Genomic DNA, 23,266 nt, shown 5'->3' with positions numbered 1-23,266 from the left:
GGAGCGCCGCGTGGTGCGCGGGCGGCATACGACGTCGACTATGGAGTTGACCTGGTGTAGCTGTGGTGCCGTACCGCTGGGGGTACAGGTGTGTCGTATGCGGGGCCTGACAGGACTGAGACTCTGCCGTAACCGGACGCCGGGTGGCAATTCTGAGTTGCGTGTGAAAGCTCACATCCCGTTTGACCCAGGGGATTCTGAGAAACCGCAACACGCGAAGGCGCCGCCCAACTAGGCTCTGAGCCTTTGTTGGACGGCGCCAACTGCCAGGTAACCGGCCCTAATTGGGCATCGGTCGGCAGACCTCTCAGATCGCCCCGTCTTCGAGCATTTCGGTCACAAGCGCAGCGATCTGGGACCTCTCGGACCGCGTCAGCGTGACATGCGCGAAGAGCGGATGCCCCTTCAGCTTCTCGACGACGGCGACGACACCGTCGTACCGGCCGACGCGCAGATTGTCCCGCTGGGCCACGTCATGAGTGAGAATCACCCGCGAATTGGCGCCGATCCGGGACAGAACGGTCAGCAGTACGTTCCGCTCGAGGGACTGCGCCTCGTCCACGATCACGAACACGTCGTGCAGCGAGCGTCCGCGGATGTGGGTGAGCGGCAGGATCTCCAGCATCCCGCGCGCGCTGACCTCCTCGATGACCTCGCGGCTGGTGACCGCGGACAGCGTGTCGAAGACCGCCTGAGCCCAGGGGCTCATCTTCTCGGACTCGGAGCCCGGCAGATAGCCGAGCTCCTGCCCGCCCACCGCGTACAGCGGACGGAAGACCATGATCTTCTCGTGCTGACGGCGCTCCAGCACCGCTTCCAGGCCCGCGCACAGCGCCAGCGCCGACTTACCGGTGCCGGCCCGGCCGCCCATCGAGACGATCCCGACGTCCGGGTCGAGGAGCAGATCCAGCGCGATCCGCTGCTCCGCGCTCCTGCCCTTGATGCCGAACGCCTCACGATCCCCGCGCACCAGCCGGATGTTGCCCTCGGGCGTCATCCGCCCCAGCGCCTTGCCGCGCTCGGACTGGATGGTCAGACCGGTGTGGACGGGAAGCTCGGACGCCTCGGGGACATAGACCGTCCCCTCCTCGAAGAGGATGTCCACCTGCTCGCCGGGCAGGGTCAGTTCGGACATTCCGGTCCAGCCGGAGGCGTCCGTGATGGCGAGCTCGGCGCGGTACTCCTCGGCGAGGAGACCGACCGAGGACGCCTTGATCCTGAGCGGGAGGTCCTTGGACACGACGGTGACGTCGAACCCCTCGGCCTGCAGATTGCGGGCGACCGCGAGGATGCGGGAGTCGTTGTCCCCCAGGCGGTAGCCGGTCGGCAGAACGCTGGGGTCCGAGTGGTTGAGCTCGACACGGACGGTGCCGCCGAGGTCCCCGATCGGGATGGGAGCATCAAGACGGCCGTGCCGCACCCGGAAGTCGTCCAGCAGGCGCAGCGCCTGCCGGGCGAAGTACCCGAGTTCGGGATGGTGCCGCTTGGCCTCCAACTCCGTCACCACGACGATCGGCAGCACGACTTCGTGCTCGTCGAAGCGGTTCAGGGCGTTCGGGTCGGCCAGCAGGACGCTGGTGTCGAGAACATAAGTGCGCCGGTCGGGCTTGCGGCGCTTTGTGCTGGTCACCACGGAAGGACGTACCCCCTCGGAAGAGGTCGGGGAGCGACGGAGAGGAGCTGGACCGGTCGACGGCCGCATTGCACGGGCCGAGAACCGGCCCTCCGCTGCTTCGTCCGCGCGGTGAACGCACGATCGGGCTGGTGCAAAGGGCCTCCCGGGCGGACGGCCCCGTGCCGTCCGCTGAGATCCGACACCCGTGGTTCGGGTGTCGACCTGTCTGGCTTATGCCCTCGAACGTGCGATGCCATGCCACGGCATATGACGGCGCGCTGGTGAACTCTTTGTTACTTCCGCCCCAGAGAGGGTGACTTTTACTGCATGGGGTACGGCGGTTCAGCCGCCGTAACGGCGGTGGCGCGCGGCGTAGTCGCGCAGGGCACGCAGGAAGTCGACCTTGCGGAAGGCCGGCCAGAAGACCTCACAGAAGTAGTACTCGGAGTGGGCCGTCTGCCAGAGCATGAATCCGGACAACCGCTGCTCGCCGCTGGTGCGGATGACGAGGTCCGGGTCGGGCTGGGCGCCGGTGTAGAGATGCCGGCCGATGGTCTCGACGTCGACGGTGTCGGCCAGCTTCTCCAGCGAGGTGCCCTTGTCGGAGGCCTCCAGCAGCATCGAGCGCACCGCGTCGGCGATCTCCTGGCGACCGCCGTAGCCGATGGCGACGTTGACGACTATGCCGTCGACGCCGGCCGTGGTCTCCTCGGCTTCCTTGAGGGTGGTCTGCATCTGCTGCGGCAGCAGGTCGAGCGTGCCGACGTGGTGGACGCGCCAGCGGCCGTCGGTGGCGAGGGTCCGTACGACGTCCTCGATGATGCCGAGGAGCGGGACGAGTTCCTCCTGCGGGCGGTCGAAGTTGTCCGTCGACAGCAGCCAGAGGGTGACGACCTCGACGTCCGTCTCGGAGCACCAGCCGAGGAACTCCTCGATCTTCTCCGCGCCGGCGCGGTGACCGTGCACGGTGGTGGAGCCAGCTGCCTTTGCCCAGCGTCGGTTGCCGTCCATGATGACGCCGATGTGCTTGGGCACCTGAGCGTGGTCCAGGTGGCCTTCCACCCGGCGTGCGTACAGCCTGACGAGCAGGCTGCGCAGCTTGTCGCGCAGGTTCACGTGATTGTCAGCCCCTCCGTGCGGATGCGGTCCCCGCGGAGCGAGGGTACCGCCGTGGGGGTGAGGCGCGTATTCCGGGTGCGGGTTGTGGGGGCTGGTCGCGCAGTTCCCCGCGCCCCTTACCGGCGTTGCTGTGACTCACGTTTGGAAGGCGCCCCACTCTCGGGCAAAAAAACGGGCCGGTCCGTGGGGGGGAGACGGACCGGCCCGAGGGGGGGTTTCCACCATAACCCTTTGTAAGTGATGCTGGGTGCATCGGCGTGCCACAACTACTCTCCGGAGTCGGGTGGCGACGGCACGATGGCCGCAAATAGCCTCGTTCCGGGCGGGGTCGTGGCCGGATTGCAGCGATGTGGACGGCTCGGCGAGTCGGTGCGCATCCCCCGGGCGGGTGACCCCGTCAGCGAACGTCCGCTTGACGGTGAGAGGTACCGCGCAGCCCCCTCCTCTGCGCGGTACCGGCCGCGCAGCTTTGCTGGCGCGAATTACCTTGGTCCGAACTTACGTGAAGCATTGGCCGGGTGCGAGCCACCTGCGATAACAATGTGGAAACCGTGCATGATCGATGAATACGAAGGGCGAATCACCGGCAAAGCACCAATAGCCCGATTTGCACATACATGCGCGCCCTGCCTCCTCGGCATAGCGGACAGCTTCCGGCCTACTTCCGTCCTACCGTCGTCCCATGACCCTGAGGATCAGTTGGGACGCGGCGAGCGCACGTCGGCTGGAACGGCAATTCCTGGCCAACCCTGCGGAGGCGGGCGGGAACGTGGCCGCCGTGGTCTCCGCCATGCTCGGCGCGCATGCGCAGGTGCTGTCCGCGGCGGAGCTGTCGGTGGGGGTGCGGACGGTCGGCGTGACCCGGACGGACGTGCGGGCCGCGCTCTGGGAGGACCGCTCGCTCGTGAAGACGCACGGCCCGCGCGGAACGGTGCATCTCCTCCCGGCTGACGAACTCCCCCTGTGGAGCGCCGCGTTGACGGCGGTCCCGTCGGGGCCGAGCCCTTTCGCCCCCGCCGCCCGTATGACGGACGAGCAGGTGGCGCAGGTCGTGGCCGCGATCGGCGACGCGCTGGACGGCGTATGCCTGACGGTGGACGAGCTGAGCGAGGAGGTCGTGGCGCGGACGGGGCCGTGGGCCGGGGACCGGGTGATGCCGGCGTTCCAGGACATGTGGCCGCGCTGGCGTCAGGTGATGCACCGGGCAGGGCAGTCGGGTGCCCTGTGCTTCGGCCCGAACCGCGGTCGCAAGGTGACGTACACCCGTCCGCCTGCCTTCGATCCGCTGCCGCCGGAGCAGGCGCTGGGGATGCTCGTGCGCCGGTATCTGCGGGCGTACGGTCCCGCGACGCCGCGGCACTTCGCGAAATGGCTTGCGGCGCCAGGTAGTTGGGCGGGCGGGCTGTTCGGCACGCTTGCGGAGGCCGGGGAGATCGAGGAGGTCGACTTCGAGGGCGTGCCGGCTTGGGTGGTGGCGGGGGACACCGAGTTTCCGGAGGCTGGCCGCGGGGCCCGTGGTGTCCGGCTGCTGCCGTACTTCGACGCGTATGGCATCGCCGCCCAGCCGCGTGAGCGACTCTTCCGGGGTCCGGCGTACGAGAGGGCGCTGGCGGGTGGTCAGGCCGGCAATTACCCGGTGCTGCTGGTCGACGGCGTGGCGGCGGGCGTGTGGCACCAACGGCGCCAGGGACGTCGTACGACCGTCACGGTGGAGCCGCTAGGGCGGCTGACGGCGCGGCAGGAACGGGAGTTGGGGCGACAGGTGGAGCGGGTCGGGGAAGTGCTGCAGGCGCGGCCGGAGTTGGTGATCGGGACGGTGACGGCGGGGCCGCACGCGTAGGGACTCAGCCCGGCGGCCTGCGCAGTTCGAAGAGGTGGCGGGTGCTGTGGGCGACGAAGGGGCCGTGTGCCTCGATCTCGGCGTGCAGGGCGCGGAGTCGGGGTTCGTAGGCCTCGACGGTGAAGTCGGGGACCATCCAGATCACCTTGCGCAGGAAATGGACGACGGCTCCGATGTCGTAGAACTCCATACGGAGGCGTTCCGCCCGTACGTCGACGACTTCGAGCCCGGCGGCCTGGGCGTCGGCGCGCTCGCGGTCGGGGTGGCGGCCGTTGCGCTGCTCGTCGGACAACGGGCCGAGGAAGTACTCGACGAGTTCGAAGACGCTGCTGGGGCCGACGTGCTGGGCGAAGTAGGTGCCGCCGGGGCGGAGAACGCGGGCGATCTCCGGCCAGTGGGGGCGTACGGGGTGCCGGCTGACGACGAGGTCGAACGTCGCGTCCGCGAAGGGAAGCGCGGCGTCCTCGGGCGAGGCGACGACGGCGACGCCGCGGGGGCGGAGGAGGGCGGTGGCCTTGGCGACGTTGGGGGGCCAGCCCTCGGTGGCGACGGTGAGGAGCGGTGGATCCGGCTGGGCGCGCTCCAGGGCGAAGTCGAGGACCTCTCCCCCGCCGGTCTGGATGTCGAGCACGGCGGTGGTGCCGCGGAGGCGGGCGGCCATGGACTCCGCGTAACGCCACGAGGGCCGCGCCTCCGTGGCCCTGCCCTCGAACCAGGAGAAGTCCCAGCCGTCGGTGGGGTGGGTCACAGCTTCCTCGACGAGGTCTTCGTAGGTGCGGCCTTCGTGGGTGCGGGAGGCACCGGGCGCCGGGCGGCTCACGGGACCAGGGGCCGTACGTCTTCCGCCGCGAACCGCACGAACCCCTCCGGGTCGGGTTCGTCGCCGGTCGGCTGCAGGACGACCGTGTCGGCGCCGGCGTCGGCGAGGCGCTGGACGGCCTTGGCGACGGCTCCGGCGTCTCCCGCGACACCGAGGTCCGGGACGGATGCCACGCCTTCGGCGTCGAGCTCGGCGCGGAGCCGTGCGGCGGCGCCGGGACCGGTGGCGGTGAGGAGATAGACGACGACCTTGTGCGGTTCGGTACGACCGGCCGACTCCCGTCCCTCGTCGATGAGTTGCCGGGCACGCCGGACGCCGTCGGGGGGCGTACTCGCGGTGAGGATGGTCCCGTCGGCCGCCTCACCGGCCAGCCGCAGCGAGCGGGGCCCGGTGGCACCGGCGAGGACGGGCGGCGCGGGATCGGCGGGGGGCCAGTCGAGCGCGACGTCGTCGAGCTTGACGTACCGCCCGTCGGTCGTGATCCGCTCGCCGCGCAGCAGGGTTCGCAGGGCGAGCAGGTGCTCGCGCAGCAGCGTCACGGGTGACTCGACCCGGGCGCCCACCTGCCCCATCCAGTCCTGCACGCCGTGCCCGACGCCGACAATGGGGCGCCCCGGGAACATCCGGTGCAGCGAGGCGACCTCCATCGCGGTGATGGCCACGTTCCGCAGCGGCACGGGCAGCAGCCCGACCCCGACGCGCACCCGCTCCGTCCAGGCGAGAGCGGCGGCCGCGGTCGACAACCCGCCCTCCCGGAAGCAGTCCTCCCACAGCCAGAGCTCTTCAAGTCCCGTCTCGTCCGCGAGCCGGGCCACCTCCCGCAGTCGCTCGGGCGGCAGCTGAGGGCGGAACACGGCACCGAGTCCAATCGTCATACGGCCTTCCTACCCGGGCCGCGACGCGATGGACAACATCTTTTCCCGCGCGTCTACACCGTTGTGTCACCCTGCTGGGATGCGGCGTGGTTGGCGGGACGGACAGGGGACGTTGGTCGTGCCCGGAGGCGGCGGCCGTGCGGATGCCGTCTCCGTACCTCTGGAGATCGCCGCCTCGTATCGCGCCCGTACCAAAGGGCTGTTGGGGCGGGACGCCATTGACGGGGCGATGGTGCTCTCCCCCGCCAACAGCGTGCACACCTTCCGGATGCGGATCCCCATCGACGTCGCCTACCTCGACCGCCACCTCAAGGTCATCGCCGTGACGACCATGAAGCCGGGGCGACTTGGGATGCCCCGGCTTCGTGCCCGGCATGTGGTGGAGGCGGAGGCGGGGGTTATGAGCGGGTGGGGGTTGCGGGTCGGGGTTCGGGTGGAGATCGAGGGGGCGGAGTAGTCCCTGGGGGTAGTCCCTACGCTCCCGCCGCCGCCCCTGCCCGCTCGCGCCGCCGGACCGTCATCAGCAGCGTCCGCGGCCGTACCGTCGCGCGGGCCACCGGCTGCACCGTCCGGCCCGGGGGGAGTTCGAGGCGGACCTCTCGGGTGATCGTCGCGATGGCGGTGGCCAGTTCCGTGAGGGCGAAGCGGTCGCCGATGCACTTGTGCTTGCCGGCGCCGAAGGGGAGGAACGCGCCGGTCGGTGGGGGCTGGGCGGTGTCCAGCCAGCGGTCGGGGTCGAAGGTGAGCGGGTCGGGGAAGAGGGACGGGTCGCGGTGGAGGGCGTGCTGGCAGTAGGCCAGTTCGGTGCCGGCCGGGATGTCCCAGTCGCCGAGGCGGAGCGGTTCCAGGGTGCGGCGTGTGACGAGCCAGCCGGTGTGGTGCAGCCTGGTGGCCTCCTGGATGACGCGGTTCAGGTAGGGCAGGCGGGGCAAGTCGTCGAAGGTGACCGGGCGTTCGCCGAGGACGTCGGTGAGTTCCGTCTGGAGGCGTGCGTCGATCTCCGGGGCGCGGGCGAGTTCGTACAGGATCCAGGAGAGGACGGAGGCCGTGGTCTCCGTACCGGCGACCGCGAGGGTGAGGATCTCCGAGCAGATCTGGTACGACGTCAGGGGGCGGCCGGTGTCCTCGTCGGTGGCCCGGAGCAGCAGGGAGAGCATGTCTCCCGTGTCGCGTTCGGAGGCGCGCAGCTCGGCCACCGCGGCGTCGATCGTGGCGCGCACGGCGTCCCGGGCCGCGGTGAAGCGGCGGTTGGCGGGGAGCGGGAGTTTTTCCGCCCAGTCGGGGAGCATGATGCGGGTGCCCACGCCGTTCATGACGACGCTGAGGTCGCGGCGCAACTGCTGGAAGGCGTGTTCGTCGATGCTGCCGGAGAAGACGGTCGAGGCGAGCATGTCGAGGGAGAGTTTGACCATCGCCTCGCGGACGTCCAGGACCTGCCCGGGGCGCCAGTCGGCCAGGGCCGCGGTGACCTGCTCGCGCATCAGGTCGACGTAACGCGTGATCTCGGTCTGGCGGAAGGCGGGCTGGAGTTGGCGGCGTTTGCGGACGTGTTCCGTGCCCGCGGCGGTGACGACGCTGTCGCCGAGGAGCTGGCCCATCTTCTCGAAGAAGCGGCCCTTGTCGAGGGTGGGGGCGGCGTCGACCAGCATCGTTCGGATCAGGGCGGGATCGTTGACGACGACGGTGGGCTGCTGCGGCTGGAGGCGGATCTCTACGAGCGGACCGTAGGCGCGGAGCGAGGCGATGAAGGCGAGGTTGTCGCGCAGGAGGGGTATCGCGTGGCCCAGCAGGGGCCATGAGCCGGGCGCCTTGGGCATGGGGGGAGACGCGGTGGTCACGGGGCGGGTTCCCTTCGCAGAGTCTCATGGAGACAGCGCCGTGATCTCTTCCCGGGTCCGTGGGCAGGGCAATCCCTGTGTGGTGCAGGCCACGTGGCCGTTGACCCACCCGATGTCGGGAGGGGTCCCCGCGGGGACTGCCTACCGTGCTCGTCGGCGTCGACGACGGAGGTGGGGCATGGTGAGTTTCTCGGAAGCGGTCAGGAGCGGCCTGACACAGACCTTCTCCTGGAAGGGCCGGGCCGCCCGGTCCGAGTACTGGTGGTTCATCCTCTTCGGCTTCATCTGCTACATACCCAGCATCGCCCTGACCGTCGAATTCGAGTTCCCGGTCGTCGCCTTCGTGTGGATGTTCCTGGTCGTGCCGACGCTGGGCGTCTTCGTACGCAGGATGCACGACTGCGGCCGGAGCGGCTGGGCTTGGTTCTGGTCCTTGATCCCGCTGGTCGGGCTCATCGTGCTCCTCGGGTTTCTCTGCGAACCCGGCGACCCGCGGCGCAACAAGTACGGCCTGCCGCCTGGCACGAAGGTGAATTGGTGAGAGGCAGGGGGATGGACATGGCCGTATCGGTGAAGCGCGTCGCGGTGGTGGTGGTCGGGGCCGTACTGGCCGTCGGCGGCTGTTCGTCGCAGGAGGGCACGGACAGCTCGGGGGCCAAGGAGTCGGCGAGCCCGGTGCCGAGCCGGGCGCTCGTCGTCTGGGCCGACGGGATGTGTGAGTCCGTCGACGGATTCGAGACGTTGAAGAAGGACAGCGCCGAGGACATCAAGGACGTCACCGATCCCGCCGAAGACGCGATGCTGCCGGTCGACTTCGAGGCGGAACGCTATCTGTCGGGCACCGCGACGGACCTCGACACGTTCGCGGAGGAGCTCGACAGCGTACGGAAGACGGGCATCGCCGCCGCGGACCGGCTGCACGACCGGCTGGCCGAGGACGTCGGCAAGGCCGCCAAGGAGGCCGAAAAGCTGTCCGATGTCATGGCCGTCTTCAACCTGTCCGAGAAGGAGAAGGTCGGCCGGGCCAAGCGCATGGCCGGGCTGGTCGAGGCCCTGAAGATGCCGGAACCCGGACTGCCGGCCGTGGTTGCCGGGGAGCCGAGGCTCAAGGCCGCCCACGGGCTCGCGCCCCGCTGCGTCCCGCCCGCCAAGCCGTCCCCCAGCGCCTCCAAGTCCCCGTCCCCGAGCCCGGCTTCGACCGGCCCGCTGCCCAAGGCCGAGAACGGCAGGGACACCGGCGCCTGCAAGGACGGGAACTGTGAAATCCTCGTCACCAAGCCGGTGGACTTCGTCGTCGGCGACTGGAATCTGCACGTGAGCGTGGAGGACTCCACGGTCACCGTCACGAACAGCGATCCCTCGGGATACGTGGGCAAGATGTCGTTCGGCGGCGGCGGGGGAGGCGCGTTCTCCACAGCGGGCGGCAAGAAGACCCACGTCGATGCCACGGCGGTCAACAAGGACGGCGCCGTGCTGAAGTTCAGTACCAAGTAGGTGCCGTGAAGGAGGAATTCGGTGTCATCGCCCTGCGACCCTCAGCACGCTCCCGTCGGTGATGTGGGTGCAGCGCTCATGATGATCGACTCTCGCCTCAAGAGCGTCCACGACGGCAGGACCGAGACCGACCCCGAACAGCAGGCGTTGATCGAGCAGTTCACCGCGTCGCTGGGCCCCGAGGGAGCCGATGCCCTGCTGGACGGCACGTGCACGCTCATCTTCATGTTCATGACGTGGCTGCGGAAGGCCCACGAGAGCCAGGACAAGGACGTCATCGAGTACGTGGTGCCCAACCTCGTGGCCACGATGCACATGATGCCCAGGAGTGTCCGTCCCGAGGCCGTCCCCACCATGGCCGGTCTCGTCATCGCCGCGGGCACCGGTCTGAGCCCCAACCTGTGGCGCAAACAGTACGGAGACTGGACCGAGGAGGAGATGAATCCCCTCGAGGTCACCGCCTTTCTGCTCGCGGAGCACATCAACCGCATCACCGACGACCCCGACTTCGCGACCCGCCTGATCAGCGAGGCGCTGTCCGGCTCGGACGAGGACTGACGAGGACTGACGAGGGCTGACGTGCCAGGGAGCTGACGTCGGTGTCGCCGGGCCGCGTCACCCACCGGCGCGACGCGCGGTCGGCAGGCCGTGCAGGAGATCCGTCACGCGGGCCGGGTCCGTCGGGCCCATGTGGCCGGAGCCGGGGAAGTTGTGGACCGTGAAGCGGTTGTGCGGGGTGAGTTCATCGGCTTCGGCGATCATGCGGTCTTGGAGTTCCGTGGCGACGGTCCTGTCCTTGCCGAACCGCAGATACGTCCGCGGAATCCGCCCCCATGTCTCCGCGCGCCCGACGGCCCGGCCCGCGTACGCCGTCATCGACTCGTCCGCCTGCAATCCCTCCAGCACCCGCAGGAACTCGGCGTCCGTGTACTCCGCGCAGGTCATCTCCTTGAAGACGGCGAGGTCACGGCGGCTGGAGGTACGCCAGTTGAGGCGCAGCACACCCAGCTTCCCCGGGTCGCCGACGATCTGCTCCAGCGGGCTGATGGCGAGCTGCCCTTCCGGCGAGCCCGCGCAGTCGTTCAGTGACGGCATGCTGCGGCTCGGGCAGAACGCCGCCATGTAGCAGATGTGGGCCAGCAGCTCAGGCACGGCGTTCGCCACCCTGCTCACCGAGAGCCCGCCCATGCTGTGCCCGACCAGCACCACGGGCCCACCGAGCCGCGCGGCGCGTCGTACGACACCGGTGACCCGCCGCTCGAAGTTGTCCAGGGTGAGCGCGGCGACCGGCGAGGGCTCCGTCGCGAGGGCGCTCAAGTCCTGCGTCTGATACGCCTTCGGGATGAACTTCTCGGTCCCGTGCAGCGGTTGGTCCACCGTGACCACGCGGTGCCCGCGCAGCGCCAGCTCCCTGCCGACCGCCGTCCAGAAGACGCCGGCGCTATGGGTGCCATGGACCAGGACGTACGTACGGATGCCGTGCCGGGTCCGTGCCGTGGCCCGTTCGGCGTCGCTCGCCCGCGCGGTTCCCGCACCCACACCGACGGCGAGCGCGGCCCCACCGGCGCCTGCGGCGAGACGTCGTAATGCCTGCCGCCGGGAGGTCGCGGCCTTCTCAGTGCTCTCTTTGCTCTCTTTGTCAGCCATGGCTAAGAGGCTATGAACGCGCTCTGCGCCCCACCATGGCTCTGCCCACCCGGCGGATGGTGCACCTACCGACACCCACACACCGGCGTCATCCACCTGCCGACGGTCTCGTGGCCGCCGCGGTCGAGACAGCCCTGGCCAGTGGGTCGGAGGCTGGACGGCCAAGGATGTCGGCCAGGTCGGGGCCGGTGCTGTCCAGAAAGCCGTGCCGGACGCCGGTCGCGATCGAGGCGAGCATGGGTGGCTGGAACGGCAGGAGTTCCGGCACCTGGCTGAGGAGCCTGCGCCGGTACTCGGCCAGGCCGATGGTGCGGTGGGGGACGCCGAGGCGGTCGGCTACGTGCGCTGCCGTGATGGGCGTGCCGACGAGGTCGTAGGTGCGTCCGCTGTGCGGGGCCGGATCCGCCGCGATGACCGCGGCGGCCTCGGCGAGGTCGGCACGGGCGACCGCGGCCAGGGCGCCGTCGCCGAACGCGGACTCCATCCCGCCGTCGGCCCACATCAGCAGGCCGCCGAAGAGTTCGGCGTAGAGGCCGTTGCGAAGGACCGTCCATGGCAAGCCGCAAGCGCGCACGAGCCGTTCGGTCGCGCGGTGCGCCAGCGCGAAACCGAGGTGCTCACCGGCACCGGTCAGGCTCGTGTAGACGACATGCCGGACGCCGTCGCGGACGGCAGCGTCCAGCACGGCCGCGTGCCGCCCGATGACCTGGTCGTCTTCGGCGTACCCGGCGGAGATCAGCACCAGGGTGGACACACCGGCGAGGTTCATGCCGGAGGGATCGTCGAAGTCGAGCCGCCGCAACTCGCCGTTCGGAGTGCGGCTGCCTCCTGTCGCTGGCGCGTCTCGGGCATGCAGCGCCGCGAGAGTGGCAGAGCCGAGGTTCCCGTTCGCTCCGGTCACCAGAATCATGTCAGCCGTAGTCTTCCGTCGGTGGTTCTCTTCGGTAACTACGCTTGATCCTGAACCGCCCACATACCGGCCACAAGAAGGCAGTTTGATGTCACCCACGCACACCGAGGTAACCACCGCACCCGCCGACCTCGATCCCTGCGGGCGCGAAGACCACCCGGACTGCGGGATCCGCGATGTCCTGGACCGGATCGGCGACAAATGGTCGGTACTCGTGATCGTCGAACTCGCCGGCGGACCGCGCCGCTTCCGAGAACTGCAGCGCGCCATCGACGGCATCTCCCAGCGCATGCTCACCCTCACCGTGCGCAGGCTCGAACGCGACGGACTCGTCCTGCGCACCGTCTACCCCACCGTCCCGGCCCACGTGGACTACCGCCTGACCGAAACCGGAACCGGCCTGACCCACCTGGTCAAGGCACTCGCCGACTGGTCCCTCAACCATCGCGCCGTCATCGCCGAGGCACGGCACGAGTACGACGAGACCCACCCTGGCCACGACATCCGGTGACGGATGATGCTGATGCAGTCCGGTGTGACCGTGCTGCTAGGCAGCGCGCTCTTCGAACACCACGGTGTTACGTCCATCGGCGACGACATGCAGGTCCACCGCGACCTCCAGCGCTACCGCCAGCCTGACCAGCAGGTCTGCGGTAACAGGAAGGCACTCAGCCCGGCAGCACTGGCTCAGCGTCGGTCTGTGGCTCGCGGGTGCCCGGTGCCTGCGAAGGTGATCCAGCAGGTTTCGCGGGATGTGTCCACGAGATACCAGATGCGACCGCCGCCGGTCACCTCGATCTGCCACTGCTCGCAGGTCTGCCCGCGGTGGGTGCCATGCGCCAGACCGCCCTTGAGCCGGTGATGCCGGGGCGTCTCGGTGGTCGGTCTGGGGTTCGTGCGCATGGTGCCCCAGGCGCGGTAGGTGTTCTCCCGGGCCTGTTGGGCGAGGCTCTCCCAGCCCTTGGCCGAGGCCGCGTCCGCGAAGCGGACTTCCCAGTGCCCGTCTGGGGCCGGTGGTGCGGCGCGGTCGCCGCGGCCCGCGGTCATGCGGCACCCCGCGGATCCGGAACCGGGCCGTAGTCTTCGCCGTGGTCCCTGGTCAACGCGGCCAGCAGTTCGGGGTCGGAGTGGACCTCGGCGGTGTGCTGCCAGGCGATGAGCAGTTGGGCGACGGACGCGCTGTTGCCGAGCGAGTCGGCGGCACGCATGGTGTCGACCAGTTCGACAGCGAAGGCGTGGAGATCCGGCTCGGGCAGGAAACGGACCCACGGGAAGGCGTCCGGCAGTATGTCGAGGAGCAGTTCCGTGCTGCCTGGTTCCCGGCGCGCGATCGCGGCGAGCATTCGGGTGGCTGCCGACACCACGGTCTGGTCCTGCTCGGCCCGCGCCGCGGTGGTGAGGACCAGGTCCTCGCCGTCTCTGCGGTGCAGGAGCAGTCGCGGCGATTCCTGGAGCCGGGCAAGCGTCTGCTTGTTCTTGTTCACCAGCTCGGAGAAGTTCACGGCTGCATTCTCGGTACCCATGACTTTGAAACTACTTCGAAACCAGCCCTGGCGCCATCACTCCAAAGAGGGAGGGCAGCCCCTGCAATCAGCCCTCCGAGCGCGGGAGGGTCACCTCCACCCTTCGGTTCTTCCCGCGGCTCTCCTCCGTGGCGTTCGAGGCGATCGGGTACTGCTCGCCGTAGCCGCGGACCTCGAAGGTGACGTTCGGGTCGTTCAGTTCGTCGTCCAGGACTTCCTGTACGGCGTTGGCGCGCTGTTTGGAGAGGACGTCGCCGTGGGCGGAGGAACCGAGGTTGTCCGTGAAGCCGAAGACGCGGATCCGTGTCGCGTTCTGGGTCTTGATCTCGTCCGCGATGGCCGAGAGGCGTGACCTCGCCTCGCCCGTCAGTCTCGCGCTGTCCTTCGGGAACAGGACCTCCGCCTGGAGCGCGAACTTCACGTCCGCGTTGGTGTCCTCCCGGCGTTCGTCGCCGCTCTGGTCCTCGACGACCTGCTTGATGTCCAGCACCTTGGGCTCGGCGAGCGTGGCCCCCTCGGGGAGCTTGAGGCCGTCTGCGGCGCGGGCAATCGCCTCACCGGCCCTTCCGGTGGGTCGGCTCCGCGGCCATCGATCACGTCCAGCGTGGACCGTGCTGCTACGCAGCGCGCTCTTCGAACACCACGGTGTTACGCCCGTCGGCGACGACATGCAGGTCCACCGCGACCTCCAGCGCTACCGCAAGCCTGACCAGCAGGTCTGCGGTGATGGGAAGCATTCCGCCCAGCTCGATGGCCTCCACCTCATCGGCGGTCACGCCCAGTCGCTCCCCCAGAGCGGACTGCGTCAGCCTCAGAGCCGCACGCCGGTCGTGCACCAGCTGTCCCAGTTCATGAGCCAGCCGAATCTGCTCACGCTCGGCGATCACCTCGGGCGGTTCGACGTAACCCTTGGCGGCCCTTCGTTCACGCGACAGCTTCCAGCGTGTGTGGTTCACAGCTCCTCCCGGACCTCGCGGGTGAACTCGTCATGAGCGGGTCCTTGGCTTCCTCTCGCATTCTGGTCGTTCGGAAGACGGTGAGCAGTACGATCCGCCGCCCAGGCGCCAGCCCGTAAGCCACCCGCGTGGCATTCCCGCCCAGAAGGGGGCAGGCCCTCCAGCCAGCACCTCACTTCCGGCTCCAGTTCGATCACGTACGGCTCAGTCACTCCGCGAACGTAGGCGCTGTCGCGAGGCATGCCTCCCGTTTCGCGAGCCGCGTCACCCATTCGTGCGACCGTCGCCCAGATACGTGCGGGCTCCCTGCCGCGGCAGGACCGCCCACATCCGCGTGCCGCCGGTCGGTTCATAGGCCTCACCGAAACCCCAGTCGCCGTCGCAGGTGCGGACTACGCAGGCCAGCAGGCGGAGGGCTGCGCGGCGGCGGGCGTCGCAGGCTGCAGAGAGGTGGGGGTTGGCGTGGCGGGGGTGGGCGTCGTAGAGGATCACGCGGAGGGCACCCTCGCGGTAGCGGAGGGAGATGTACACCTCCGTGGCCGAGGTGAAACGGCAGGCACAGGCCGCGAGTTCGCTCACCGCCTGTACGGCTGCTTCGGCTACGTCGTCCAGGCCGTGGGCCTGCAGGATCGTGCGGGTTGCTGCGCGGGCGGTCGCCGGGCTCTGGAGGGCGGCGGGGAGAGTGAGGCTGTAGGTGAGGGTTTCGGGGATCGGTGGAGTGGAGGGCAGGTCAGTGGGGCTCGAGCACGTCGTCGTCATGTGATCGGGCATGGCAACTCGCTTCGGTAGGGGGTGAGTTCGACTCCTGCCGGTGGCCTGTCTCCCTGGCGCGGGCCCACCCCTCCCAGGGCAGGAGGTTACGGGCGGGCTCGCGCGATGCGCTTCCGGTTCGACGGAGAGGTCGGCTCGTTCTGTAGTCGACCCGTCACTGAATGTATGGGCGACAGGGTCACTGTGTCCATCAGTTCAGAGATAATTACCCCTACCAGTGATGGACCGGGGCAGGGTGTACCGGCAAACTGATGCCGACCACAGTGCGAGAAGGGACGGCATGGCCACGAGAACTACGCCGACGGAGCGGCAGAAACGGCTGGGTGCCGAGTTGCGGAAGATGCGGCTCGCCGCCGGGGCCACGACGGAGTACGCCGCCGGACTGCTCGGTATCGACCGGACGCGCCTGTCCAACATGGAGTCGGGCATCCGCCCCTTCTCCGCCGAACGCGTCCGCACACTCGCCTGCAACTACGCCTGCGCCGAAGGAAGTTACGTCGACGCCCTGGTCGCCATGACCGAGGCCAAGGAACGAGGATGGTGGGAGCGGCACCGGGGCACACTGCCCGCCGGGCTGCTGGATATCGCCGAATTGGAGTGGCACGCCGCACGCGTGCGGACCACGCAGGTCATGCACGTACCCGGGCTGCTCCAGACAGAGGCGTACGCCCGTGCGGTGTTCGCCGCCGTACTGCCCGCGCTGAGCCGACTGGAGGTCGAGCTGCGCGTGGCCCATCGCATGGAGCGGCAGCAGGTCTTCGAACGACCCGCCCCGCTTCCGTACGTCGCCTACGTCCACGAGGCCGCGCTACGCATGACGTACGGCGATGGCGACGTGCCCCGGCGGCAACTCGCGCACCTGGCCGAGCAGTCCGAGCGCGAGTCGATCGACGTACGGGTGATCCCCATGGGCGTACGTGACTTTCCGGGAGCCGGTCACGCACTGCTGTACGCGGACGGTGCTGTGCCACAACTTGACACGGTGCAGTTGGACTCCGCACACGGGCCGGAATTCACCGGCGCTGATGCCCAGCTCACCAAGTACCGTGCCCACTTGGACTGGATGGACAGCGCGGCACTGCCGCCGACGGCCTCGCGCGACCTCATCCGCAACGTCGCCCGCGATCTGTAAGGACGCCACCGTGACCGATATCAACTGGGAAGACCCGTACTGCGGCGAGGGCAACAACTGCTTCCGCATAGGCACCGACTCCGACGGCAACGCCTACATCGCCGTTGCCGGACAGGAGGACCACCACCTCACCGACAGCCGCGAAGCACTCCGTAACCTCATCCTCGAGATCAAGGCCGGGAAGGCCGACCACCTGCTGTAGGGCATCGTGGTTCGCCGTTCCGAGCCGTAATTTCCGGTGCGGCCTGCCGCTGCTGCGTGGTGGGATGCGCCGCATGAATGACTTGCTGCGTGCCCGGATTGAGCAGTACTACGCCGTCGTGCCCCGACTGTTCGCGGACGCAGAAGAGTTCGGCCCATTGCGGCTGTTCGTACGGAGAGAGCCAGGAGCCCCGTACTACGGTGGTCCGAGCCATGCTCAGCCCACCGCCGAAGGTGCTGCGGCAGTCACCGCCGCTGACATCGCCCGGGTGCGCGCCAGGCAGCGCGAACTCGGCGTGCCGGAGGCCTTCGAGTGGCTGGCCGAGGCGGCGCCGACGCTGCGTTCCCGCATTGAGGCCGCCGGCCTGCCGATGGAAGAACGCCCGCTGATGGTCCTCGACCCCCACCACCCGGTGCCTCCGCCGCCCCTGCCGGATGGCGTCACGATCCGCAGGCTGACAGCTGACGACCGGGCTCTGCCTGGAGCCCTTGCCCTTCCCCGCCTGGCCTTCGCCGAGGCGGGCACCGCAGTGGGCCCGGCGGGCCGCGCGGAACTGTCGGCGGTGGCTGAGGAGCTGACCGAAGACGGGACAGTCGAGATGACCCGGCCCGCCATCCGCGCCGGGCACAAGGTACTCATCGCTGCCCTCGCCCCTGACAGCACTCCGATTGCTGTCGGCCACTACCACCCGGCGAGCGGCACCACCGAGATCGGCGGCGTCGGCACCCTCCCCACCGCTCGGCGCCAGGGCCTGGCCGCCGCCGTTACGGCCGCCCTGGCCACCCACGCCCGCGCTCACGGGGTGCGTACCGTCTTTCTCGCCTACGCCGAGGACGCCGTCGCCCGCATCTATGCCCGCCTGGGCTTCCGCCCTGCCGACACCACTCTTCTGATCGCAAACCAACCCGCACGGTCGTAAGTTCGCCAGTTCCTCGGCGTTGCCGGAACTCGGTTCTGGGAGGCGAAGAAGCGACTCGGCCTGTACTACGTGATGGAGAAGTACAACTCTCCGTATCCCGGAACATGTGACAGGAGCACAGGTGTCAGGCGACGCACCCTACGAAGGACACAATCCCGTTGTTGTCCTCCTGCTGATTCTCATCGGCGTCATCACCACGCCATGGCTCACCTTCCGCGGGACCAGGCTGCTGATCCGTGCCCGGCGAGCCGGAGCGACGAGAGCGACAGTCAAGGCGCTCGCCACCCTGGCGTGGGCCGTCTTGATCGGTATGTACTCCTGGGGCGTTCTGCACCTGTTCTTCCTCGACGACACCGACCAGTCCCGTGCGTGCATCAGGGCCGTCGGCACACGACAACTCACCGCATACGACACGTCGTTCGTTCCACTGCAGTTCGGATGCCGCACCAGCGACGGCCATGTTGTCGAAGCGGCGGTCGTCCCCTCGTACGTCAATCCGGCGACAGCGGTGCTCGCGGTATGCGCCGTCACGCTCACCGGATTCACGCGTGCGCAATCCAAGGAGGAACAGAAGTGCTCCTCCCCCGCGACCGGAGTAGGGCCTGTCAGCGGTTCAGGTCCATGACCGCGACTCCCAGCCCGGCGTAGACCTCCGGTGCGACCGTGGCAACCAGTGCTCCGTCGGGAAGCATCGGGTTCGGCCGCGCCACGTGTACGGCTGCGGCGACACCGGCAGCGACACCGTCGCGCAGCAGGTCGGCGACGGTCATGGCCATCGCGTAGTCGTCGTCGATGACGCGGAAGACGTCCAGCAGTACACCCGCGTGGGCCACGATCCCCGCACGCTCGCGCTCAGCCTCCACGAGGCACAGGACAGGCAGCCAGAGGCGCACGTCATCGCTGGACGCCGCGGCATGGATGAGGCCGGAGACCTGCTTGTTGCCTCCCATCGCCAGCAGGGTAGGGCTGTCGAGGACATAGTGCTCGAGCTGGTTCAACCGGACGACTCCGCCCCGGCGAGAGAAGCCCGGTGCGCGGCCGCGGCTTCCCGCATCTTGCGCCGCATGTCCGCGGATTCCTCGTCCGTCACGTAATGGCCGAACCGCTCGGCGAGCAGGGCGCGGGTGCGATCGGCCCGCTCATTGATCTGCTCGGGGGTCAGCGTCTGAGCCGCTATTTCCTGCATCAGGGCACGGAGACTGGTCCCACGTGCCTCCGCCACTGCGGCAAGCTGGTCACGGACTTCGGCGGGCACGCGGATCATGACGTCAGACATGGGGCAAGTATACGTGACGTATACGCCTCACGCTTCTCGTCACGGTCAGTTCTCGGAGCGCGGGAAAGTGACCTCCACCCTTCGGTTCTTCCTGCGGCTCTCTTCCGTGGCGTTCGAGGCGATCGGGTACTGCTCGCCGTAGCCGCGGACCTCGAAGGTGATGTTGGGGTCGTTCAGTTCCTCGTCCAGGACTTTCTGTACGGCGTTGGCACGCTGTTTGGAGAGGACGTCGCCGTGGGCGGAGGAACCGAGGTTGTCCGTGAAGCCGAAGACACGGATGCGTGTCGCGTTCTGGGTCTTGATCTCGTCCGCGATCGCCGAGAGGCGTGACCTTGCCTCGCCCGTCAGTCTCGCGCTGTCCTTCGGGAACAGGACCTCCGCCTGGAGCGCGAACTTCACGTCCGCGTTGGTGTCTTCCCGGCGTTCGTCGCCGCTCTGGTCCTCGACGACCTGCTTGATGTCCAGCACCTTGGGTGCGGCGAGCGTGGCCCCTTCGGGGAGCTTGAGGTCGGGGTCGTTGGGGTCGACCTCGACGGGGGCGGAAGCGGAGGGTTCGGTGCCCGGAGGGACGCTGGGGCCGTCGGCGGCACGGGCATGGGTCGGGGCCAGCAGGGTGGCCGCGACCATGACGGACGTGGCGCCGAGGGTCAGGGCCAGACGGGGAGGCACGCTCCAGGTCGAGGTGGCGGTCATCGTCGGCCTCACCCGGAGATCTGGATGGTGGCTGAGGCGAACGTCGGCAACTGGAACGCCACTTCGGTCGTGTCGGCGGGGGGTGCCGGGAACTGCATGAACACTGCCAGGCTGTCGCCGGCCTTGAGGATCGAGAAGCCTGTGGTCGTCAGCGGACGGCCATCTGTGTCGCGCAGCACGTAGTACCGCTTCTTGCTCTTCGAGTCGATGAGGGTGGCGCCGCCGAGCGACCTGCCGTGCTGGATGATCTCCGTCTCGTCACCCCGCACCGCCCCGGGCACCTGGACGCTCTTGTCGGCGTCGTTCTTCAGGTTCCCGTTCACCGTGAGGAAGCCGCCGGAGTCACGCTGAGCAGAGGTGATCTGGAGGAGCAGCCCGTCCGAGCCCTTCATCTCGGCCAGAGGCGTCTCCGATTGCCCCTCCTGAGTACTCGGGTCGGATCCGCCGTCCTTGGAGGCCGACGCGGACGCCTGCGGCTTCTCGTCGTCGCCGCCACCTCCGCCGCCGCAACCGGCCACACCGACGGCCAGACCGGCCGCCAGCGTCAACGCGACCATCCTCCTGCGGGCCTTCGCAGTGAACCGAATGCTCATCGCTCTGCTTCCTTCGTCACTCGTCATTCGCTTGCCCGTCGGCCAGATGGACGTCGAAGAGATCCTCGGGGCCCGGGAGATCGTCGAGATCGTCCGGGTTCAGAGGCCAGCTGATGCCACCCTCACACTTGAGCTCCGGCAGCACGTCGTCCCCGGCATCCTCACCCGGGAGCTCGAACTCACACAGCCGATCGATCACGGCGGTGGCGGAGGCTTCTGAGTATGTGTCCTCTGTACCGGGCACGATGGAGTCGCCGACGGACTCCGTGCTCTGGACAGTGACGTCGTAGCCAAGAGGGAACCCGCCCGGTCCCCCGCAAGCCGTCACCGTTGCGTCGTTCTGCGCTGCCAACTGGTTGGCCCGCTCGCACCCGCCGAAGACTTCGACCTCGCCGTTGAAGATGTCCTGCCACTTCGTCGGGTCGAGAACGTTGTCGACCCACTCGTCCGTGAGCTTGTCACGGGTGTCGAGGGCAGCCGCTAGTGCTGCCGCGTCCGCTGCCGTCTGGGCGCCGTTACGGTTCGCGGCGGCCTGGCCTACCGCCAGGTAAACGAACGCAAGGAAGAGCAGACCTCCCACCACCGTGATGTAGATGGGGAAAGCCTGCCCTGCGTCGCGGAACCTGTACGCCGACCTCAGCCGGTGAGATTTGCAATCTGCGCGGTGATGGCGTCGTAGATGGTGGTACCGATGTCCGTCCCGGTGATCGCCAACACAATCGCCACAACCACCGCGATGATCCCCAGGTACTCGACCGCAGTCTGCCCCTTGTCGTTGTCGCGCATCCGCATGCCGCACCCCTCCGGTGTCGTCGCCTTCGGCACGCGGAGTGTATGCAGGAACACCCCGGGTTGCCGAGGGCCCCAGGGCCCAAATCCGGACCTGGCTGGGGAGCCGGCCACTCGTCTTGTCGTTCCGCCCAGACGTCACCGCAGGTCACCCCAGTCCTGTCGCGGAACTCGGTGCCGTGCCCAGCCACTTCGCGGCGGCTTGGGCGCGGCTGGTGCTGTGGAGTTTGGCGAAAATGCGGTTGATGTGGTTCTTGACGGTCTTCTCGCTGATGAAGCAGGCGGCGGCGATCTGCTGGTTGTTCAGGCCAGTTGCGATGAGGTCCATGATCTCCGCCTCCCTCATGCTCAGTCGGAACCGCGACCGGTCCATCGACTGTCCCATATACGATTGCAGTTGCGAAAGCCCTTTCCCGAAAGTGGGCGCGGGCGGGCTGCCCGCCTTGGCTAACTGGCCTGGTGGAGCGAGTTGTTCCGGTAGCTTCGGGCGACGGGCAGGTGAACTCTCACCGTATGCAGTCGCATTCGCCGCCGTGCGGGTGAAGTGCCGTCGGCCTTCCCGGATGTCCCGCACGGCGGTGACCAGCTCGTCCGCCGTGAACTCGCCGTGGACCAGATAACCGGCCGCTCCTTGGCGCAGGGCCTCCCGGACGGTCGCCGGTTCCGTGCTGTACGTCAGCATCATGACCGGGGCGATGGAGGCCAGGTGCGGCAGTGCCGAGATGCCGTCCAGTTCGGGCATGCGGACGTCCAGGAGGATCACGTCGGGGCGGTGCCGAGACGCCGCCTCGCAGGCCTCGCGCCCGTCGGCGGCCTGCGCGACCACGGTGATGTCCTCGCGGCCGGACAGCAGCGCGGTGAGGCCTGCTCGGACCACTGGGTTGTCGTCCGCGACCAATACCCGTACCTGCGGGAGGTCTTGGGGCATCAGGCGGCCTCCTTTCGTTTGCTGCTGTTGCTGCTGTGTGGCTTCAGGGCCGCCAAGGGGAGTTCGAGGCGGATCTCTGTGCCTCGTGCGTGGTCGCCTCGGCCGATGTGGAGACGCGCTCCCATCGACTCCGCGCGTTCGACCATGCCGAGCAGGCCGAAGTGGCCGGAGCCGCGGAGCTGTTCGACGGTGGAGCCGGGCGGCAGGCCGCGTCCGTCGTCGTACACGCTGATGCGCAGCACGCCATCGTGGACGCCCGCGCGTACGGTCACCTGGGTCGCGGACGCGTGGCGGTGGGCGTTCTCCATGGCCTCGCCGACGATCGTGAGGAGCTGGCGGGACACTGCGTGCGCAGTGAGAAGTGGCTGATCGTCGGCACCGGCCGTCGGATGGAACGTCGCCGGGAGAGTCGTACGCCTCGTGAAGTCGCGGGTGTAGGCCGCCAGTTCGGTGAGGATTTCCGTCGTCGGGCTCGGGTCGGATTCCTGGCGCAGGTCCTCCAGGAGCTCGCGGGACTCGGCCGCTGCCCTGCGTGCCGCTCGGGCGATCAGTTCCGCCTGTTGTTTGATCAGGGCGGGGTCCGTGTCCCGTGCGCTCGCCGAGTTCGCCAGGCCGTCCGCCGCCAGGGCCACGCCGTGCAGGGTCTTGGCCACCGAGTCGTGCATCTCCCGTGCCAGCCGGGCGCGTTCCGCGTCGACCGCCTCCGTGACGGCGAGGCGGGCCTTCACCGTGGTCAGGGCCTGGGTGGCGGTGCCGAAGCGGAGCATCAGGTTGCGCAGGGCGGAGCCGAGCGCACCGTTGATGACGCAGAAACCGGGCAGGAGCAGGGACTCCGCGAGGTCCGCTTGGCCCTTCTGCAGGGTTGTGTGGGCCAGCAGGAGGATCAGGGACTGGAGCGATGCGAACACGGCGGCGCCGCGCCAGCCGTAGACGATGCCCGCGAGGAGGGGCGTGCAGACGCTGACGTAGGCGAGGGTGGTGTCCGGGCCCGCGGAGATCAGGAGGAGCGAGCCGAAGAGGGTGTCCAGGGCCAGGAGGGTGGGGTGGCGCAGGAGGAGGGGGCCGAAGCGTTCCCAGTCCCGGAAGAGGACGTACGAGACCATGAAGGTGACGACCACGGCGATGCCGACCAGGCGGGTGCCCCAGCCCGGGTTGGCGTTGAGGAGTGCTGAGGGGGCGGCCAGGGCGATCATGGCGAGGCGGAAGCCGAAGACCTGGCGGCACATCGCCTGAAGGGCGTTCACCTGGAGCGGGAGTGCGGGGGCCGAGAGTCGGCGCCCCTGAGGACGCAGCTCACCGGCTTCTCCAACCGGCAGCTCACCGACT

General features: G+C 68.7%; 29 protein-coding genes and 2 pseudogenes. 10 read left to right on the top strand and 21 right to left on the bottom strand.

Features of this window, described 5'->3' with window-relative positions:
• Positions 1 to 307: 307 nt before the first annotated feature.
• Together AB0I98_RS12340 and AB0I98_RS12335 are read right to left on the bottom strand one after the other, a co-directional pair.
• On the bottom strand, positions 308 to 1,633 hold the full coding sequence (locus tag AB0I98_RS12340) for a PhoH family protein (RefSeq protein ID WP_362939252.1): 1,326 nt from the start codon (positions 1,631 to 1,633) through the stop codon (positions 308 to 310).
• A 324-nt stretch (positions 1,634 to 1,957) separates the two neighbouring features.
• The gene (locus AB0I98_RS12335) at positions 1,958 to 2,731 is read right to left on the bottom strand and encodes an isoprenyl transferase (protein ID WP_362939248.1); all 774 of its coding nucleotides are present in this window, start codon (positions 2,729 to 2,731) and stop codon (positions 1,958 to 1,960) included.
• A gap of 685 nt (positions 2,732 to 3,416) precedes the next feature.
• Between AB0I98_RS12335 and AB0I98_RS12330 the strand changes: the two genes are divergently transcribed.
• Positions 3,417 to 4,574 carry a winged helix DNA-binding domain-containing protein gene (locus AB0I98_RS12330; protein WP_362939245.1) on the top strand — a complete coding sequence of 386 codons (1,158 nt, stop codon included), beginning with the start codon at positions 3,417 to 3,419 and terminating at the stop codon, positions 4,572 to 4,574.
• A gap of 4 nt (positions 4,575 to 4,578) precedes the next feature.
• On the opposite strand, the gene AB0I98_RS12325 is transcribed toward AB0I98_RS12330, so the two are convergent.
• Positions 4,579 to 5,394 (bottom strand): class I SAM-dependent methyltransferase, encoded by an 816-nt coding sequence (locus AB0I98_RS12325; protein WP_362939242.1) that lies wholly within the window; start codon positions 5,392 to 5,394, stop codon positions 4,579 to 4,581.
• Entirely contained in the window at positions 5,391 to 6,269 is an 879-nt protein-coding gene (locus AB0I98_RS12320) for an LLM class flavin-dependent oxidoreductase (RefSeq protein ID WP_362939239.1), read from the bottom strand. Before AB0I98_RS12320 ends, AB0I98_RS12325 begins: the two co-directional genes overlap by 4 nt.
• A 79-nt stretch (positions 6,270 to 6,348) precedes the next feature.
• Between AB0I98_RS12320 and AB0I98_RS12315 the strand changes: the two genes are divergently transcribed.
• The gene (locus AB0I98_RS12315) at positions 6,349 to 6,726 is read left to right on the top strand and encodes a DUF192 domain-containing protein (protein ID WP_362939236.1); all 378 of its coding nucleotides are present in this window, start codon (positions 6,349 to 6,351) and stop codon (positions 6,724 to 6,726) included.
• A 16-nt stretch (positions 6,727 to 6,742) separates the two neighbouring features.
• Here AB0I98_RS12315 and AB0I98_RS12310 read toward each other — a convergent pair whose 3' ends face one another.
• On the bottom strand, positions 6,743 to 8,107 hold the full coding sequence (locus tag AB0I98_RS12310) for a cytochrome P450 (protein ID WP_362939233.1): 1,365 nt from the start codon (positions 8,105 to 8,107) through the stop codon (positions 6,743 to 6,745).
• A 178-nt stretch (positions 8,108 to 8,285) separates the two neighbouring features.
• On the opposite strand from AB0I98_RS12310, the gene AB0I98_RS12305 reads away from it, so the two are divergent.
• The 3 genes from AB0I98_RS12305 to AB0I98_RS12295 are packed head-to-tail and all read left to right on the top strand — an operon-like array spanning position 8,286 to position 10,159.
• Positions 8,286 to 8,648, top strand: a complete 363-nt coding sequence (locus tag AB0I98_RS12305) for a DUF805 domain-containing protein (RefSeq protein WP_362939229.1) — start codon at positions 8,286 to 8,288, stop codon at positions 8,646 to 8,648.
• 17 nt (positions 8,649 to 8,665) lie between these two features.
• Positions 8,666 to 9,601 (top strand): hypothetical protein, encoded by a 936-nt coding sequence (locus AB0I98_RS12300; protein WP_362939226.1) that lies wholly within the window; start codon positions 8,666 to 8,668, stop codon positions 9,599 to 9,601.
• Between the two features lie 21 nt (positions 9,602 to 9,622).
• The gene (locus AB0I98_RS12295; RefSeq protein WP_362939223.1) at positions 9,623 to 10,159 is read left to right on the top strand and encodes a hypothetical protein; all 537 of its coding nucleotides are present in this window, start codon (positions 9,623 to 9,625) and stop codon (positions 10,157 to 10,159) included.
• A 57-nt stretch (positions 10,160 to 10,216) separates the two neighbouring features.
• Here the strand turns inward: AB0I98_RS12295 and AB0I98_RS12290 are convergent, their stop codons facing one another.
• Both AB0I98_RS12290 and AB0I98_RS12285 read right to left on the bottom strand, forming a co-directional pair.
• Positions 10,217 to 11,248, bottom strand: coding sequence for an alpha/beta fold hydrolase (locus AB0I98_RS12290; RefSeq protein WP_362939221.1), 1,032 nt, complete (start codon positions 11,246 to 11,248; stop codon positions 10,217 to 10,219).
• A gap of 88 nt (positions 11,249 to 11,336) precedes the next feature.
• Positions 11,337 to 12,158, bottom strand: a complete 822-nt coding sequence (locus tag AB0I98_RS12285; RefSeq protein WP_362939218.1) for an NAD(P)H-binding protein — start codon at positions 12,156 to 12,158, stop codon at positions 11,337 to 11,339.
• 88 nt (positions 12,159 to 12,246) lie between these two features.
• On the opposite strand from AB0I98_RS12285, the gene AB0I98_RS12280 reads away from it, so the two are divergent.
• A complete protein-coding gene (locus tag AB0I98_RS12280) occupies positions 12,247 to 12,669 on the top strand; it encodes a helix-turn-helix domain-containing protein (protein WP_362939214.1) in 423 nt (140 codons plus the stop codon).
• Positions 12,670 to 12,845: 176 nt separating this feature from the next.
• Here the strand turns inward: AB0I98_RS12280 and AB0I98_RS12275 are convergent, their stop codons facing one another.
• The 6 genes and pseudogenes from AB0I98_RS12275 to AB0I98_RS12250 all read right to left on the bottom strand — a co-directional run bounded on the left by AB0I98_RS12275 (position 12,846) and on the right by AB0I98_RS12250 (position 15,396).
• A complete protein-coding gene (locus AB0I98_RS12275) occupies positions 12,846 to 13,205 on the bottom strand; it encodes a hypothetical protein (protein ID WP_362939211.1) in 360 nt (119 codons plus the stop codon).
• On the bottom strand, positions 13,202 to 13,681 hold the full coding sequence (locus AB0I98_RS12270) for a hypothetical protein (protein ID WP_362939207.1): 480 nt from the start codon (positions 13,679 to 13,681) through the stop codon (positions 13,202 to 13,204). The genes AB0I98_RS12275 and AB0I98_RS12270 overlap by 4 nt, the downstream gene beginning before the upstream one ends.
• A gap of 67 nt (positions 13,682 to 13,748) precedes the next feature.
• Positions 13,749 to 14,210, bottom strand: a pseudogene (locus AB0I98_RS12265) (OmpA family protein); the annotation flags it as partial.
• A gap of 88 nt (positions 14,211 to 14,298) precedes the next feature.
• The gene (locus tag AB0I98_RS12260; RefSeq protein WP_362939204.1) at positions 14,299 to 14,637 is read right to left on the bottom strand and encodes a helix-turn-helix transcriptional regulator; all 339 of its coding nucleotides are present in this window, start codon (positions 14,635 to 14,637) and stop codon (positions 14,299 to 14,301) included.
• A gap of 43 nt (positions 14,638 to 14,680) precedes the next feature.
• Positions 14,681 to 14,849: pseudogene (locus tag AB0I98_RS12255) on the bottom strand (type II toxin-antitoxin system RelE/ParE family toxin); the annotation flags it as partial.
• Positions 14,850 to 14,901: 52 nt separating this feature from the next.
• Positions 14,902 to 15,396, bottom strand: a complete 495-nt coding sequence (locus AB0I98_RS12250) for an ATP-binding protein (RefSeq protein WP_362939202.1) — start codon at positions 15,394 to 15,396, stop codon at positions 14,902 to 14,904.
• Positions 15,397 to 15,688: 292 nt separating this feature from the next.
• On the opposite strand from AB0I98_RS12250, the gene AB0I98_RS12245 reads away from it, so the two are divergent.
• From AB0I98_RS12245 to AB0I98_RS12230, 4 genes are all read left to right on the top strand, one after another.
• Positions 15,689 to 16,540 (top strand): helix-turn-helix transcriptional regulator, encoded by an 852-nt coding sequence (locus AB0I98_RS12245; RefSeq protein ID WP_362939199.1) that lies wholly within the window; start codon positions 15,689 to 15,691, stop codon positions 16,538 to 16,540.
• A gap of 10 nt (positions 16,541 to 16,550) precedes the next feature.
• Complete coding sequence (locus AB0I98_RS12240) at positions 16,551 to 16,742, top strand: hypothetical protein (RefSeq protein ID WP_362939196.1); 192 nt, start codon at positions 16,551 to 16,553, stop codon at positions 16,740 to 16,742.
• A gap of 73 nt (positions 16,743 to 16,815) precedes the next feature.
• Positions 16,816 to 17,661, top strand: a complete 846-nt coding sequence (locus AB0I98_RS12235; RefSeq protein ID WP_362939193.1) for a GNAT family N-acetyltransferase — start codon at positions 16,816 to 16,818, stop codon at positions 17,659 to 17,661.
• 121 nt (positions 17,662 to 17,782) lie between these two features.
• Entirely contained in the window at positions 17,783 to 18,286 is a 504-nt protein-coding gene (locus AB0I98_RS12230) for a hypothetical protein (RefSeq protein WP_362939190.1), read from the top strand.
• Here the strand turns inward: AB0I98_RS12230 and AB0I98_RS12225 are convergent.
• From AB0I98_RS12225 to AB0I98_RS12190, 8 genes are all read right to left on the bottom strand, one after another.
• Positions 18,267 to 18,659, bottom strand: coding sequence for a hypothetical protein (locus tag AB0I98_RS12225; protein WP_362939187.1), 393 nt, complete (start codon positions 18,657 to 18,659; stop codon positions 18,267 to 18,269). The two genes, AB0I98_RS12230 and AB0I98_RS12225, sit on opposite strands and share 20 nt — an antisense overlap.
• The gene (locus AB0I98_RS12220; protein WP_362939184.1) at positions 18,656 to 18,937 is read right to left on the bottom strand and encodes an Arc family DNA-binding protein; all 282 of its coding nucleotides are present in this window, start codon (positions 18,935 to 18,937) and stop codon (positions 18,656 to 18,658) included. The genes AB0I98_RS12225 and AB0I98_RS12220 overlap by 4 nt, the downstream gene beginning before the upstream one ends.
• Before the next feature lie 45 nt (positions 18,938 to 18,982).
• Positions 18,983 to 19,630 carry an OmpA family protein gene (locus tag AB0I98_RS12215; protein ID WP_362939181.1) on the bottom strand — a complete coding sequence of 216 codons (648 nt, stop codon included), beginning with the start codon at positions 19,628 to 19,630 and terminating at the stop codon, positions 18,983 to 18,985.
• A gap of 8 nt (positions 19,631 to 19,638) precedes the next feature.
• Positions 19,639 to 20,223, bottom strand: a complete 585-nt coding sequence (locus tag AB0I98_RS12210) for a hypothetical protein (protein ID WP_362939178.1) — start codon at positions 20,221 to 20,223, stop codon at positions 19,639 to 19,641.
• Between the two features lie 16 nt (positions 20,224 to 20,239).
• On the bottom strand, positions 20,240 to 20,803 hold the full coding sequence (locus tag AB0I98_RS12205) for a pilus assembly protein TadG-related protein (RefSeq protein ID WP_362939175.1): 564 nt from the start codon (positions 20,801 to 20,803) through the stop codon (positions 20,240 to 20,242).
• Between the two features lie 56 nt (positions 20,804 to 20,859).
• Positions 20,860 to 21,048 carry a Flp family type IVb pilin gene (locus tag AB0I98_RS12200; RefSeq protein ID WP_328372764.1) on the bottom strand — a complete coding sequence of 63 codons (189 nt, stop codon included), beginning with the start codon at positions 21,046 to 21,048 and terminating at the stop codon, positions 20,860 to 20,862.
• Between the two features lie 112 nt (positions 21,049 to 21,160).
• Entirely contained in the window at positions 21,161 to 21,940 is a 780-nt protein-coding gene (locus tag AB0I98_RS12195; protein ID WP_362939172.1) for a response regulator transcription factor, read from the bottom strand.
• Positions 21,940 to 23,166: an ATP-binding protein gene (locus AB0I98_RS12190; RefSeq protein ID WP_362939528.1), complete on the bottom strand. Its 1,227-nt coding sequence runs from the start codon at positions 23,164 to 23,166 to the stop codon at positions 21,940 to 21,942. The genes AB0I98_RS12195 and AB0I98_RS12190 overlap by 1 nt, the downstream gene beginning before the upstream one ends.
• Positions 23,167 to 23,266 lie beyond the last annotated feature (100 nt).

It is taken from the genome of Streptomyces sp. NPDC050211, from assembly GCF_040656035.1.
Taxonomy (GTDB): Bacteria; Actinomycetota; Actinomycetes; order Streptomycetales; family Streptomycetaceae; genus Streptomyces.
Note: the sequence above shows the minus strand (reverse complement) of the source record. Positions and strands in the feature narration are given on the sequence as shown.

What these genes read in the sequence shown, in the direction of transcription:
- AB0I98_RS12330 (WP_362939245.1), top strand. Translation starts at nt 3,417, where the DNA reads ATGACCCTGAGGATCAGTTGGGACGCGGCGAGCGCACGTCGGCTGGAA.
- AB0I98_RS12320 (WP_362939239.1), bottom strand. Translation starts at nt 6,269, where the DNA reads ATGACGATTGGACTCGGTGCCGTGTTCCGCCCTCAGCTGCCGCCCGAG.
- AB0I98_RS12315 (WP_362939236.1), top strand. Translation starts at nt 6,349, where the DNA reads ATGCGGCGTGGTTGGCGGGACGGACAGGGGACGTTGGTCGTGCCCGGA.
- AB0I98_RS12305 (WP_362939229.1), top strand. Translation starts at nt 8,286, where the DNA reads ATGGTGAGTTTCTCGGAAGCGGTCAGGAGCGGCCTGACACAGACCTTC.
- AB0I98_RS12300 (WP_362939226.1), top strand. Translation starts at nt 8,666, where the DNA reads ATGGCCGTATCGGTGAAGCGCGTCGCGGTGGTGGTGGTCGGGGCCGTA.
- AB0I98_RS12290 (WP_362939221.1), bottom strand. Translation starts at nt 11,248, where the DNA reads ATGGCTGACAAAGAGAGCAAAGAGAGCACTGAGAAGGCCGCGACCTCC.
- AB0I98_RS12285 (WP_362939218.1), bottom strand. Translation starts at nt 12,158, where the DNA reads ATGATTCTGGTGACCGGAGCGAACGGGAACCTCGGCTCTGCCACTCTC.
- AB0I98_RS12280 (WP_362939214.1), top strand. Translation starts at nt 12,247, where the DNA reads ATGTCACCCACGCACACCGAGGTAACCACCGCACCCGCCGACCTCGAT.
- AB0I98_RS12275 (WP_362939211.1), bottom strand. Translation starts at nt 13,205, where the DNA reads ATGACCGCGGGCCGCGGCGACCGCGCCGCACCACCGGCCCCAGACGGG.
- AB0I98_RS12270 (WP_362939207.1), bottom strand. Translation starts at nt 13,681, where the DNA reads ATGGGTACCGAGAATGCAGCCGTGAACTTCTCCGAGCTGGTGAACAAG.
- AB0I98_RS12250 (WP_362939202.1), bottom strand. Translation starts at nt 15,396, where the DNA reads ATGACGACGACGTGCTCGAGCCCCACTGACCTGCCCTCCACTCCACCG.
- AB0I98_RS12245 (WP_362939199.1), top strand. Translation starts at nt 15,689, where the DNA reads ATGGCCACGAGAACTACGCCGACGGAGCGGCAGAAACGGCTGGGTGCC.
- AB0I98_RS12235 (WP_362939193.1), top strand. Translation starts at nt 16,816, where the DNA reads ATGAATGACTTGCTGCGTGCCCGGATTGAGCAGTACTACGCCGTCGTG.
- AB0I98_RS12220 (WP_362939184.1), bottom strand. Translation starts at nt 18,937, where the DNA reads ATGTCTGACGTCATGATCCGCGTGCCCGCCGAAGTCCGTGACCAGCTT.
- AB0I98_RS12215 (WP_362939181.1), bottom strand. Translation starts at nt 19,630, where the DNA reads ATGACCGCCACCTCGACCTGGAGCGTGCCTCCCCGTCTGGCCCTGACC.
- AB0I98_RS12210 (WP_362939178.1), bottom strand. Translation starts at nt 20,223, where the DNA reads ATGAGCATTCGGTTCACTGCGAAGGCCCGCAGGAGGATGGTCGCGTTG.
- AB0I98_RS12195 (WP_362939172.1), bottom strand. Translation starts at nt 21,940, where the DNA reads ATGCCCCAAGACCTCCCGCAGGTACGGGTATTGGTCGCGGACGACAAC.
- AB0I98_RS12190 (WP_362939528.1), bottom strand. Translation starts at nt 23,166, where the DNA reads ATGTGCCGCCAGGTCTTCGGCTTCCGCCTCGCCATGATCGCCCTGGCC.